Annotated in this window: 10 protein-coding genes; 4 read left to right on the top strand and 6 right to left on the bottom strand. The window is 48.8% G+C overall.

The genetic code is table 11. The annotated features are described in order from the left end of the window. Window positions 1-215: 215 nt before the first annotated feature. Complete coding sequence (locus K3T82_RS21745; protein WP_220195649.1) at window positions 216-1,133, top strand: NAD-dependent epimerase/dehydratase family protein; 918 nt, start codon at window positions 216-218, stop codon at window positions 1,131-1,133. 24 nt (window positions 1,134-1,157) lie between these two features. On the opposite strand, the gene K3T82_RS21740 is transcribed toward K3T82_RS21745, so the two are convergent. Further along, window positions 1,158-1,625 carry a hypothetical protein gene (locus K3T82_RS21740; protein WP_220195648.1) on the bottom strand — a complete coding sequence of 156 codons (468 nt, stop codon included), beginning with the start codon at window positions 1,623-1,625 and terminating at the stop codon, window positions 1,158-1,160. A gap of 175 nt (window positions 1,626-1,800) precedes the next feature. Next, a complete protein-coding gene (locus K3T82_RS21735; protein ID WP_220195647.1) occupies window positions 1,801-2,337 on the bottom strand; it encodes a MarR family winged helix-turn-helix transcriptional regulator in 537 nt (178 codons plus the stop codon). A 242-nt stretch (window positions 2,338-2,579) separates the two neighbouring features. On the opposite strand from K3T82_RS21735, the gene K3T82_RS21730 reads away from it, so the two are divergent. Then, the gene (locus K3T82_RS21730; RefSeq protein ID WP_220195646.1) at window positions 2,580-4,121 is read left to right on the top strand and encodes an acyl-CoA synthetase; all 1,542 of its coding nucleotides are present in this window, start codon (window positions 2,580-2,582) and stop codon (window positions 4,119-4,121) included. Window positions 4,122-4,381: 260 nt separating this feature from the next. Next, window positions 4,382-5,596, top strand: coding sequence for a WD40 repeat domain-containing protein (locus tag K3T82_RS21725; protein ID WP_220195645.1), 1,215 nt, complete (start codon window positions 4,382-4,384; stop codon window positions 5,594-5,596). A 115-nt stretch (window positions 5,597-5,711) separates the two neighbouring features. Here K3T82_RS21725 and K3T82_RS21720 read toward each other — a convergent pair whose 3' ends face one another. Then, window positions 5,712-6,278, bottom strand: a complete 567-nt coding sequence (locus K3T82_RS21720; RefSeq protein WP_220195644.1) for a hypothetical protein — start codon at window positions 6,276-6,278, stop codon at window positions 5,712-5,714. 261 nt (window positions 6,279-6,539) lie between these two features. Continuing rightward, window positions 6,540-7,508: a glycerophosphodiester phosphodiesterase family protein gene (locus K3T82_RS21715; protein WP_220195643.1), complete on the bottom strand. Its 969-nt coding sequence runs from the start codon at window positions 7,506-7,508 to the stop codon at window positions 6,540-6,542. A 452-nt stretch (window positions 7,509-7,960) separates the two neighbouring features. On the opposite strand from K3T82_RS21715, the gene K3T82_RS21710 reads away from it, so the two are divergent. After that, a complete protein-coding gene (locus K3T82_RS21710; protein ID WP_220195642.1) occupies window positions 7,961-9,718 on the top strand; it encodes a peptide ABC transporter substrate-binding protein in 1,758 nt (585 codons plus the stop codon). Window positions 9,719-9,820: 102 nt separating this feature from the next. Here the strand turns inward: K3T82_RS21710 and K3T82_RS21705 are convergent, their stop codons facing one another. Both K3T82_RS21705 and K3T82_RS21700 read right to left on the bottom strand, forming a co-directional pair. Beyond that, window positions 9,821-10,654 (bottom strand): isocitrate lyase/PEP mutase family protein, encoded by an 834-nt coding sequence (locus tag K3T82_RS21705; RefSeq protein WP_220195641.1) that lies wholly within the window; start codon window positions 10,652-10,654, stop codon window positions 9,821-9,823. A gap of 191 nt (window positions 10,655-10,845) precedes the next feature. Beyond that, complete coding sequence (locus K3T82_RS21700) at window positions 10,846-11,820, bottom strand: aldo/keto reductase (protein ID WP_220195640.1); 975 nt, start codon at window positions 11,818-11,820, stop codon at window positions 10,846-10,848. Window positions 11,821-12,230 lie beyond the last annotated feature (410 nt).

The following is a 12,230-nucleotide window of genomic DNA, read 5'->3' as shown; positions in this document are numbered from 1 at the left end:
GCATGTATGACAAGTTGTGGCTGTTCTGATTTCTGGAAGTACAATAACCAGAGAGGCAAACTGTTTTTACCTCTCTGGCTGAACCTCAAAAGATGTGGTAAATCTCGCCTCTTCAAACACATTAGAGTATAATTTGAGGAAATAGAGCAGCCCGAGGCGATTGGCATGACTTGGGGTTTCTTCATTATTTGAGCCGGTTATGGAGTTGTATGTAGATGAACACTGAGAAATACCAGACCATTTTAGTAACAGGGGGTGCGGGCTTTGTGGGTTCTCACCTGATTAGCAATTTGCTACACCGCTATCCCCAGGTACAGATTATTTCTCTCGACAATTATTTTACGGGTATGATATCAAGTCATTCAAGGACCGACCGTGTTTTGTATCTGGAGGGAGATACACAAAATATTGTTAACATCTGGCAAGAGAAAAACTTGCCCAGACCGGATGCAGTTTTTCATCTTGGGGAATATTCAAGAATTGTGCAATCTTTTGAGGATTTTGACCAGGTATGGGACTTCAATTTAAGAGGCACAAAGGAAGTAGTCAAGTTTTGCCATACCCATGATGCAAAGTTGATCTATGCCGGTTCAAGTTCAAAATTTGGCAATGCAGGACAAGATGAAAATTTATCCCCATACGCATGGGTCAAAGCAAAGAACGTTGAATTCATCAAGAATTTCTCTCAGTGGTTTGGGCTTGAGTATGTGGTGACATACTTCTATAACGTTTATGGTCCTAGGCAGATTAAAGACGGAAAATATGCCACTGTTATTGGAGTGTTTGAGTCCTTGTATGAGCAGGGAAAACCACTAACCGTTAGATCACCAGGGACTCAAACCAGAGACTTTACCCACATAGATGACATTGTAGAAGGCCTTATCCTGTGCTTTGAGAAGGGGCAAGGAGATGGATACCAACTCGGCGCAGGTCAGGAATATTCCATTTTGCAAGTCGCTCAGATGTTTGGAGGGGAATACATTTTCATTCCAGCTCTCAAGGGTGAAAGAGAACGAGGAAAAGCCGATAGGACAAAGGCAAGTTCCTTGGGATGGATACCCAAACATTCTCTTCCAGTCTATATTGAGGAGTTTAAACGACTCTCTCCAAGAGGAAGTGCCTTATATTCATAATAGTATGGGGTAAATTGACCTCAGTTAAGGAAGAGCCAGTTTGATGGCGGTAGCCATCAAGAAGAATGCAAAGGCCAGGACCGCCGCCCAGACACCAGCAATGTGAAAACGCTCTGCATGAGCAACTTGCGTCTTCCAATCTGTTGGAGGTGCGCTGAGCTGCCAATCAAGCGTTGCGCTGTTGATCGGGACAGTACCGATGACCCGGATCACGACCCAGATAGACAAGGCTGCCACGGCTACACACCGGAACATAAGGCCAGGTGTCGCCATGTTGAGAAATATTAGGACTGTCCCTAAGATAACTGCTGGCGCAAAAAAGGTTGGAACCAGCACACGCAGCTTAAGCACCAGCGCTTTGCGGAATTGGAGCTGTGCATGGTCGGGAAGCTGCTCAGCGGGTTTACGTACACCGTAGTGGATCACGAACTCAATGCCAGCCAGCATGCCAGCAAAGAACACATTCACGAGGTCGAGGAGTGTCATGATCATCGTGTTTCAATTCCTTTCGTTTTTCAGCTTGAAGGGACCTATGCGCTCTGAGACCACAGACCAGTCGTCGTTTGCTCAAGCGTCAAGACGTTCGATTTGAGAGAGAAAACTATCTGAGCTGGAAGTGATATTTCTCTTCCTGTATTACATGCATTCTGGCAAGGTGTTAAAAAGTTTACTTCTGAGTGTTTTCGCTGCCCTTTATCATAAGTCGTGGAGGGAAACTGAAGCGATCCCCTATAGTTTTCCCAACTTCAGCAGCGTTTAGAATGAGCTGTTGGAGTTGGGCCAGGAAATGGTCCAGTTCCCCCTCGACAAACCCTCTTTTCAAGCTTTGCTCGAAGTGCTCCACTGAGATAGCGAGCGTCTGTGAAATGTCTCTGCCCTCTTCCGTGAGATAGACTTTGACGACCCGGCGATCTTCTCGGTCATGTTGACGTTCCACTAGCCCAATTTGCTCCAGTCTTGTGATAATACCTGTCGCCGCTGGTGCATCGACACCGCGTTTCTGACTCATAGTTCCGATGGTCATGCCATTCTGGGCAAGCAGGAGTGATAAGGCCCCCCACTGTGGCGGTGTCACAACATAGGGCTTTTCCCGTTCTACACAATGAGCTCGTAGTACTTCCGCATAGGCGTACGAGACACAGCGTTCTGTATAGAAGAGCCAGTATGTGAGCCGACCTTGATTCTCCTCAAGTGGTAAATCCATAGGTTTCCTTCGTACCTTAATACTTTATTATTAAAAATATTCGCATGTTAAATATTTAACATGCGAATAGAATAAACGATATATCGTTTACTGTCAAGGTCCGGGAAGGGCCTCAGGGGTTGTGCTCATTTCATGGTGACGTTTTGGCTCAGGAAGTGATATAAAAGAGAAGGATCGGTAGTGAGAAGGAGCAGTGGATGTTAGCGTTACGCGAGCAAGGCAAATGATGAATGAGGTACGACATGGATTCGATAGTCGAGATAGTCTTTCGGCATGCGGAACGGGAGCCGGAGCGCCCCGCTATTTTTTTTGAAGGTCAAACCGTATCCTATAGGCAACTTGTCTTGGAGGTGAAGCAATTCGCACTAGCGTTGCTAGGGAATGGGCTGCGGCCTGAAGATCGGGTAGCGCTCTTTCTAGAGAATTGCCCCGCCTTTGTCGTTGCATACCTGGGAACTCACCTTGCAGGTGGCATTGTCGTGCTGGTTAATAACCAGTATCGGCAGGTCGAGTTAAGCCATATCATGACCGATGCTGGGGTGCGCTTTTGCGTCACCGGAACATCAGGGCGGGCCGAGTTGTCGCGACTGGAACTTCCAGATCTCGAAATGCTTATCATTGTCGATGATGACGCTCATGAGGTGACACACGAAGCATGTGCTTCATATTCTTTGAGCGATTTCCTAAATTTAGGAGACGAGCAGGGAGCCTCATATGAGTTAACCATGCCATCCCCAGATGATCCTGCGGTTATTGGATATACCTCTGGCACGACGGGGCGATCCAAAGGAGCACTCCTCCTTCAGCGCAACTTACTCGCCAATATCACGTCGCTCACTGAGGCTTGGCGCTGGACGAGCGAAGACCATCTTCTGCTTGTATTGCCCCTCTTTCATACCCATGGCTTAATGGTCGGAATGCACGGCACACTCTACATGGGTGCGCGAGTGACCTTGCGGCGCAAGTTCGATGCCGCCAGTGTGCTAACGAATCTGCGCGATGACCCAGGCATCAGCCTCTTCTTTGGTGTTCCAACCATGTACTCGCGCCTACTGGCTGAGGCCGAACGTCAGGGTGGACCCATGCCTCACCCACGCCTCTTCGTTTCCGGTTCCGCACCTCTGAGCGCACACCTTTTCAACGACTTCGCGCATGTTTTTGGGCAATTCATTCTTGAGCGCTATGGTATGACAGAAACTATTATGAATATGACCAATCCGTATGAGGGAGAGAGGCGCGCGGGAACGGTTGGATTGCCATTTCCGGGGCAGGAGGCGCGTGTTGTGGATACGCAAACGCGCCAGGTGCTCTCTGCGGGCGAGATTGGCGAGATCGAGGTGCGTGGTCCTCACATTTTCGCTGGCTACTGGAATCGTCCCGACGCGACTGCCGAGGCTTTTAGCGAGGATGGCTGGTTTAAGACAGGCGACCTTGGTAGTAGTGCTTCTGACGGTTATTTCACCATTACTGGACGTGCTCGCGAGTTGATCATCAGCGGTGGTTACAATATCTATCCACGTGAGGTAGAGGATGTCTTAGCAACTTACCCAGGCGTTGGTGAAGTTGCTGTAATAGGACTTCCCGACCCAGATATGGGCGAGCAGGTCGTTGCTGTTATTGTTCCTGTGCCAGATCAGTCTCCTACCGCATCTGACATCATCGCTTATTGTCGCGAACGGCTCGCCAGCTACAAGAAACCCCGTCAAGTGGTCTTTATTGAAGGATTACCTCGTAATGCATTAGGCAAAGTGCAGAAGCATGTACTCACGGCTCGTCTAAGGTAGCCTGCGTAGGCAGTTATTGTTGTGAAAAGCACACCAATGACTGCCTGGAACTTTCGCGTAATCTCGGCAAGTTGGGCATCAAGGCTGAATATGTTACAACGCGATGGCGCAGGCCGGAGAGTGAGAAAGCCCATTGACTTCAGATCTCGTAGCCGATGGTGGGCAGTGTACGTGAGATGTCTATAAAATCAGTAAATATGGATAGATTGGATCGTTTCTGTAATAGTTGCGTTTATACCAGTAAAAAGGAAAGCGACTCCGTGAGCTATTCAAACTATCCACAACCATACCCAGGGTCTTCCTATCCGTCTGCACAGCCTGCTTTTCCTCGTCGCAAACGAACTCCAAGGAGGAAGATAACGCTGGGCACTGGCCTGGCGATCATAGTTTTACTAGGCTTTGTTATATATATGGTTTTTAATTCCCTTACGGCAATGATACGTCTTTGGGGACCAAATACGGCTGCCTTTGGATCGAGCTATATCACTTATGCTGGGCATACCTCAGACATCTTTGCTGCTGCCTGGTCGCCTGACAACAAATATGTCGCATCGGCGGGCGCTGATAAGACCGTCCAGGTATGGGATGCTTCTAATGGGCATTTGATCTATACATATAAAGGGCATACAGCCTTTGTACGTGCGCTGGCGTGGTCTCCTAATGGGAAGTATCTGGCCTCTGGTGGGCAAGATAAAACAGTCCAGGTCTGGTCCGTTGAGCAGGGGAAGATAGGGCAACGTCTGCTTACTTATACTGGCAATCCCTGGATTGTCTCAAGTTTGGCGTGGTCTCCAGATAGCCAGTATATCGCTTCTGGCGACGAAGCCAGCACCACAATTGAGATTCAGGTCTGGCGTGCGCTATCAGGCGAGCTCATAAGTACCTACAAGGGGCATAGTGGGAGCATCAATGGTCTATCCTGGTCTTCGAAGGGAAACCTTATTGCTTCTGCTGACGAAGATGGGACAGTCCAGATTTGGAATGCTTTAACCGGGAAAAATACCGTGCGCTTCCAATATGGGCAGGAGAAGGGGAAGACAATGATCGCCAATGCTATCTCCTGGTCACCTGATAATACGCTCGTTGCCTCTGCTGGCGGCGATGGCAATATTCGGATCTGGGACGTTGCCGCGCAAAAAGAAGTACGAAATATCACTATTCATCACTCTTATCAGGATGATTACGACAAGATAAATGCATGGGATAATAACAAATCCAAAGGAAGAGTAAGAATATCACCTGATACTAATGCTGTCTCCTGGTCGCATGATGGCAAACGCATTGTCTCTGGAGACAACCAGGGTGCGGTCTTAATCTGGGATGTGAACAGTGGTAAACTGCTCATGTATTCTGATGGGAGAGAGGCTCCGAGAGACCGCAACATAAACAGCATAACCTGCCTGGCCTGGTCGCAGGATGATCGTAGCATTCTTATCACGAATGTCTCTAAAGTAGTCATTTGGAAACTACCATAGAGTAGCGTGCCTGTTGGGGGAGCAGGCAGAGGATATGATGGAGACGTTGCGAGACACTACCCCTTTGGAGCGAATTGTTTTATGTAGAGGTAGATCTCGCAAACGTAAATGATAGTTATGACTGAGGAGTGATCTTTAAGACTCGCCCGGTGGGCACAACTGCTTGGGTACGCTGACCTGCGGTCTGAATGCGTTGCACGATCATGTAGTAGCCAGGTTGAATCGTCGTAGGTAGCTTTAGGAAGGTTTCCGCGTTCTTACCGTTCCAATTGTCAGTCTTAATAGGCTGGATGGTTGCCTGGATACGTCCTTTAATTGTATTACCATCGAAACTAATGGCCTTCTTGAGCTCATCCATGCTGGTGAAGGGGCCAACAATTCCTGCGTCAATCTGGATGGCGGTAGGCTTGTTTGCTAGCGTGTCTTGCCCTGGTTGCGCTGACCAGGATAGTGGGACCTCTCCGCCTACTGGGTAGGTAAAGGCTGTATCTCCTGGGCTGGTGAGGTGATCTTTAGGTAAGCTCGCTATGTTTGAGTAGGTATAGGTCGCATGTGAGGGAGCCTCAGTGAGATTGCAGGCAGTTAGCATGAGTGTGAGCACAAATAAAAACAGTGCAAGCGCAAAGAAGCGGTAATCGGACTTCTTGCTCCCAAGTCCAGCTTGTCGTTGGCGAGGCGTCACGACCGTATTCTCTTTAGGTGCTGTCTCCAAGTGGGCGCTGGCGCATGTTTGAGACAATATGTTAAAACCAGGCACTGTGGTTATATATCCTTTCAAATACCTCTGGTATGGTTCTGATGATGTCGTTTCAGATTATACAAACTAATCCGGAGGTATGCAAAGGCGCATTGAAGACGGTGCAGAGCGGCTTATGGGTTTGTGTGAAAGTAGGCATAAGATAGGGAGGTCATTGCTTGACCTCCCTGTGACGACTCTACATCCTTAGCGTAGATGCATTTCCTGGAGCACCTCTTTGAGAAGGTCTGGGCGATTGGTGATGATACCATCTGCGCCAAGTTGGAGGAGTTCCTTCATAGTAGCCTTGTCGTCAATTGTCCAGTAATGGACCTGGATATGGAGTCGATGTGCTCCCTCGATCAAGGCCCTATCTTTGAGATTGAAGCCGCTATTCTCGGTTGGGATTTGAAAAACGTTGGCGGTAGGGCGGTAAAAGCCGGGAACCCAGAACTTATGTGTCAGCACAAACTTGGTGACCTCAGTGGTCCCTGCTCCTAGCGCGACCTGTCCATGAGCAAGCTGATCAAAGTGGTCGATGAGTTCTTGATGGAAAGAGGTCACAACGACGCGCTTCTCAACATGATACTTCTGAATTAGCCCCCAGAGTTTAGCCTCAATCTGTGAAGGACCATTGATTGGATAGGCATCCTTCATCTCCAGATTATAAAGGTACTTTTGCCCATAGGCTTGCAGCAATTCTTCAAGGGTAGGAATGGTCACACCCTTGCCTCGATAGCTATATTGTCCCGCAAGATCCTTAAAGCGATAGCCCGCGTCAAGCTTCTTCAGGTCGCTCAGTGTATAGGAATCTACGCGTCCCTTGCCGTTTGTGGTGCGATCAACAGTATTGTCATGGATGAGGACGAGATAGCCATCCTTTGTCATGTGGATATCGGTCTCCAACATATCAACGCCAATAGAATCTGCTTTGGCGAAGGCTGCCATTGTATCGCTAGGCGCGAGGAGTTCTCCACCTTGATGCGCGATGAGTAGCGGTGTCTTTACATCCGTAAATATAGGGGTCTGGGTGGGCACAAAAAAATAGTAGAAAACTTCGTGAATGAGAAAGACGATGGCGATGATTGCCAACAGGACGAGAATGACCTTGCGCCACCTGGGCATCTTTGCGCGTTTCGCGACTGATGGCTTCTCCGTGTCAGGTGCTTGTGGCATAACAACCTATATCCTTTATGGAAAAATAACGTGGGTCTGTGGTTTCTGCTAAGAGTATAGCTGCTTTTGGCTATCTGAGGGAAGAGGTGCGATGTATTGCGACCTATATTTAATAAGTTGTGAGATTGTGGCGCTAATTTACGTAGTGTATGTAGATAAAAACTAGTGATAAAGAATGTAGCGTTGCTCGATTGATACGCCTGGGTTTATAATAGGTGTACAAATCCCTTCTGTGTTCGCGCAATGATGTGCAAAGTGTTGTCATAGATGTGATGCTTCTCCGCTTGCCCGAAGGAAGAGTGGGTTGTGAGTGAAGATGGTTGAAATAATCGAACCTGCTTATCAAGAGGCTATTAGATAATATCTTCTCGCATCATCATATTTGTGTTGTGGTCTTCTCCATTGCGGTTAGAACACCCGCTATTGAACTAGTAGAGCAAGGAGTAGTTGACATGAAGCGTGGCAAACTATTTGCCGGGAAATTCTTGTTTCTCCCGGCGCTTTTCTGCCTGCTCGCCGCCTTTATTTCGGCGTGTGGTGGAGCCTCGGGAAGCGACACTGGTAGTAAGCTTTCTGACGACAAGCAGATCTACGTTGTGCCAGTAAGTGGGTCTTCGGACGTCGCGACCCTTGATCCGGCTCTTTCGACGGACCTTGATTCAATCAGCGCCCTCGATACGATGTTTGTGGGTCTTGTGCAGTTGAACGACAAGCTAGAGGTCTATGGTGAACTTGCAAAATCCTGGGAGACATCATCCGATGGTCTGACATGGACCTTCAAGCTACGAGACGGCCTCAAATTTAGTGACGGTAACCCGATAACCGCCAATGATGTTGTTTTCAGCATTGACCGTGCGCTGAAGCCGGAATTGAAGTCGACAGTTGCCCCTTCCTATCTGGCTTTGATTAAAGGGTCGGCGGATCGTAACACAGGTAAGCTCAAAAGCTTGATTGATTATAGTCTCTTCGCGCCAGACGCCACGACGGTCAAGATCGTTACCAGCCAGCGTGCCCAATATTTCCTTGATGCCCTGACGTATTCGACCTCCTACGTGGTTGAGAAGAGTATGGTGGAAAAGTATGGCGACGTTGATTACTTCAAGCATCTCAATGAGGGTGGTGTTTCTGGTCCTTTCAAATTAGAGGAGCGCACCCCTGGTCAGCAGATTTCCTTTGTCCCGAACTCTAATTACTGGGGTGCCAAGCCGCAGTTGAAAAAACTGGTCTATGCCTTCTATAAGGACCCTCAGACAACCTATAAGGCATATCAGACGAACCAGGTTGATCAGGCTGGGGTACCAACAGAGAATCTGGATGCGGCGCGAGGACTGCCCAATAATCAATATCGTCAGGCCCCTGCTCTTATCATTGACTATGTCGCGATGAACTACCTGATTAAGCCTTTTGACAATATTAAGATCCGTCAGGCATTTGCCCTGGCGATCAACAAGGATGTCATAGCGCAAAATATTTGGAAGGGTGCGCGTACTCCATCAAATCATATCATCCCAAGCGGTATGCCAGGCTATAACCCTGATCTCATTGGCCCTGGAGGGGTGAAGGATACCAAAGGGGATGCATCAAAGGCCAAGCAGCTTCTGCAACAGGGTATGCAGGAAGAGGGCTATACCACCTCGAATTTCCCGACGGTGACTCTCACCGTTGCCTCACGTGGTAATCAGACCGCCAAAAACGAATTTCAGTTCATGCAACAGCAGTGGAAAGACAACCTGGGCGTCTCGGTTAATATCCATGATGAGGATTGGAATCAGTTGCTTGACGATACGGCAGCCACTGTTAAAAACACCAAATCTTTGCAGATGTGGGTTGTGGACTGGATCGCTGACTATCCTGATCCTCAGGACTGGACAAGCCTACTCTTTGGTGCTGGCTCTCCCAACAACCAGTCCAATTATGGCCTGGGGAATACAAAGAATGTCGCGGTACAGAAGCAGATGCAGGACTTGATGGTCAAGGCCGACGAGAATCAGAATACTGCTGATCGCTTGAAGCAGTATAATCAGATCGAGCAGCAACTTGTTAACGATGTGGCCTGGATACCGATTAACCAGCGCACATCTAGCTATGTCCTCAAGCCCTGTATCCAGGGCGTGGTAGACAACGCTCAACAGTTGACGCCGCCGCAGGACTGGTCCAACATCTACAAGACCAGCGCGTCTGGTTGTGCCACGACTAGCAAGTACGACTAGAGCTAGCTGCATAAACAAGGGGAGCACGGTCATGACCGTGCTCCCCTTGTTTATGTTCGGTATGTGCTTGCTTTCTGGATCGATCACACTTCTCAACTTGCCTTATTTCTCTTGCTGAAAAAGCTGTGAGGCAATGGCGAAATCATAAGAGTGTGTGGAAATTTGTTGGTAAGTCCCCTCCTCATGTAGCTCGTGCGCAATGTCGCGTACAAGTCCCATTGTTGCAAGCATGGCTGCCCCACCAATACTTACACGATTCACACCTAGCGCGAAGAGCTCACGCGTTGACGGTGCTCCAGGACTAGCCATAATGTTGAGTGGTGCTGGGATCTCACGCACCAGGATTTGAATGTATTCTGGATCAATCACACCAGGAACAAAGATGCTATCCGCGCCAGCCTGAAGATAAGCCTTTGCACGTTGAATGGTCTCTTCCATGCGTGTTGCTTCTTCCCCAACCTGATATAAGTAGGTGTCAATGCGAGCGTTGATGACAAGCGCAAGGCTTGCGTCATCAGCGGCCTTGCGCGCTGCCGCGATACGTTCTACCTGCTCATCTAGTGTATAGAGTAGTTGGGATACTCCCCTATTATCCTCAAGGTTTATGCCTACCGCGCCAGTCGCGATGACCGCTCGAATAGTCTCCGCGACATCCTTGGGTGTTGGTCCGTAACCCGCTTCAATGTCCGCTGTTACAGGAACTCGCACAACTTCTACGATGCGAGCTATTACGCGCATCATTTCATCGCGGCTGATTGCCTGCCCATCGGAATAGCCCTGTGAGAAGGCAATACCCGCGCTTGTTGTACCAATTGCTTGAAAGCCTGCTTCTTCAAAGAGGCGAGCGCTGGCGGCGTCCCATGCGTTAGGAAGTAGAAGTGAGTGACCTTGTTGTTGTAGCCGTTGAAGAAAATCAGCCTTTTCGTGCTGTGTCATTTTATATATTTCCCTCTCAATAGTCTCATTGTCTTGATAGTCTGTATCTTACACGAGATTATTAGTATGAGCTGGCGTTTTTCGGACACAGCCGTCAATGCGTACTTTCTAACGGGATAGTGTTATTTCGATAGATGTCATTTGCCACGGTGTCCGTTTTCTGATTGATCACTCTTTTTGGCAAAGTAGGGTTAGCTGAGCAATTGTGAAATCTCGCGCATTTGTGGCTCACTTAGAGGTCCAAGGAGGAGTGTGCCTGCATTATCCTCTACCTGAACGGCTGATTTGAAGCCTGGAATGGGGATGCTTCGGGAACTACGTGCCAGAATCCAGGCTAGTGAGCCCTGGGCTAGTGTACGCCCATCGGTGGTGAGGATAGCACGCACTTGCTCTATCTTTTGCAGCCATTCCTGCATCTTTCCTTCCTTGAAGTAATCCCACCAGGGAGCGTGGAGCCTGACATCGTTGGTGGCAAGCTGTTCTGGCGACTGATATTTGCCAGTGAGCAGTCCCATCGCAAGTGGAGTGCGGCAAATACTCGCCAGATTTTGCTCTTCACAAAGACTCAGGATCTCATCGTTGCCGCCAAAAATATTGAGGTGATGCTGAATGGCAGTGCAATGCTGCCCCTGAGCAAAGGTTTGGGCGTGCTCGATGTTGTCGTCGCTTAGACCATAGAAGCGAATCTTACCTACGCTCACCAGATCTTCTAGTGTTGCTACTATCTCATCCGCACTCTCCTCGGATTCCAGGCCGTGAAGCTGATACAGGTCGATATAATCGGTCTGTAGTCTGATCAGGCTGGCATCAACTGCCCGCTTGATGTACACAGGAGTGACGTCGCGCCCGCCTGCCGTTTTTGTCTCCTCATCGAAGCGATTTGCGAACTTGGTTGCGATCACAACTTCGTGTCTGTGTCCAGTGAGTGCCTGCCCCAGGACACGTTCACTTCGACCACATCCGTATACGTCTGCGGTGTCGAAGAAGTTCACACCCATCTCTAGCGCCTTGTAGACCGCCCTTGTCGATTCCGCATCATCAACCTCTCCCCATCCATCGTGCAATCCATTGTAGGTCCATTCGCCACCGATGCCCCAGGTGCCCAGTCCAAGTGCGCTCACAATCAAACCGCTTCGTCCTAGCGTTCTCGTCATAGTTGTCTGCATGGTAGTCTCCTCCATTATGTCGTCCAGATTCGCCATTCTTTGGGCGTAGCGTAATCTTACTCTTGGTGCGTGTCTGTACACATCCATCTAAAGGAGAAAAAGCAGGTGCTATGAAAATCTTTAATAGCGCTTACCAAACTTACCCAACGCCTTCACTGCCACCTATTTTATAGTCGCCCTGGCATATGGTGGCATCATGTCGTTGTAGTGAGCTAAAGTTGAGCAATGATGGATCTATTTGCCAGGATTCTGACTAGTCTCAAAGGCAAGTAGGTTGCTAGAATAGATGGAAACTTTGTAACCAGAAGGGAATATGAATGGGTCAGGATAGGTTTGAATTTGCTGATGACAGGATGACAATACCAAACGAGTGAACCAGCAAATGAGCCGGGCTGTGAGGTAAGCCAGAC

This window comes from Ktedonospora formicarum, assembly GCF_016587355.1.
Taxonomy (GTDB): domain Bacteria; phylum Chloroflexota; class Ktedonobacteria; order Ktedonobacterales; family Ktedonobacteraceae; genus Ktedonobacter; species Ktedonobacter formicarum.
The sequence above is the reverse complement of the archived record's forward strand: the minus strand, read 5'-3'. Positions and strand labels throughout refer to the sequence as shown.

What these genes read in the sequence shown, in the direction of transcription:
- K3T82_RS21730 (WP_220195646.1), top strand. Translation starts at nt 2,580, where the DNA reads ATGGATTCGATAGTCGAGATAGTCTTTCGGCATGCGGAACGGGAGCCG.
- K3T82_RS21700 (WP_220195640.1), bottom strand. Translation starts at nt 11,820, where the DNA reads ATGCAGACAACTATGACGAGAACGCTAGGACGAAGCGGTTTGATTGTG.
- K3T82_RS21705 (WP_220195641.1), bottom strand. Translation starts at nt 10,654, where the DNA reads ATGACACAGCACGAAAAGGCTGATTTTCTTCAACGGCTACAACAACAA.
- K3T82_RS21715 (WP_220195643.1), bottom strand. Translation starts at nt 7,508, where the DNA reads ATGCCACAAGCACCTGACACGGAGAAGCCATCAGTCGCGAAACGCGCA.
- K3T82_RS21740 (WP_220195648.1), bottom strand. Translation starts at nt 1,625, where the DNA reads ATGATCATGACACTCCTCGACCTCGTGAATGTGTTCTTTGCTGGCATG.
- K3T82_RS21745 (WP_220195649.1), top strand. Translation starts at nt 216, where the DNA reads ATGAACACTGAGAAATACCAGACCATTTTAGTAACAGGGGGTGCGGGC.
- K3T82_RS21710 (WP_220195642.1), top strand. Translation starts at nt 7,961, where the DNA reads ATGAAGCGTGGCAAACTATTTGCCGGGAAATTCTTGTTTCTCCCGGCG.
- K3T82_RS21735 (WP_220195647.1), bottom strand. Translation starts at nt 2,337, where the DNA reads ATGGATTTACCACTTGAGGAGAATCAAGGTCGGCTCACATACTGGCTC.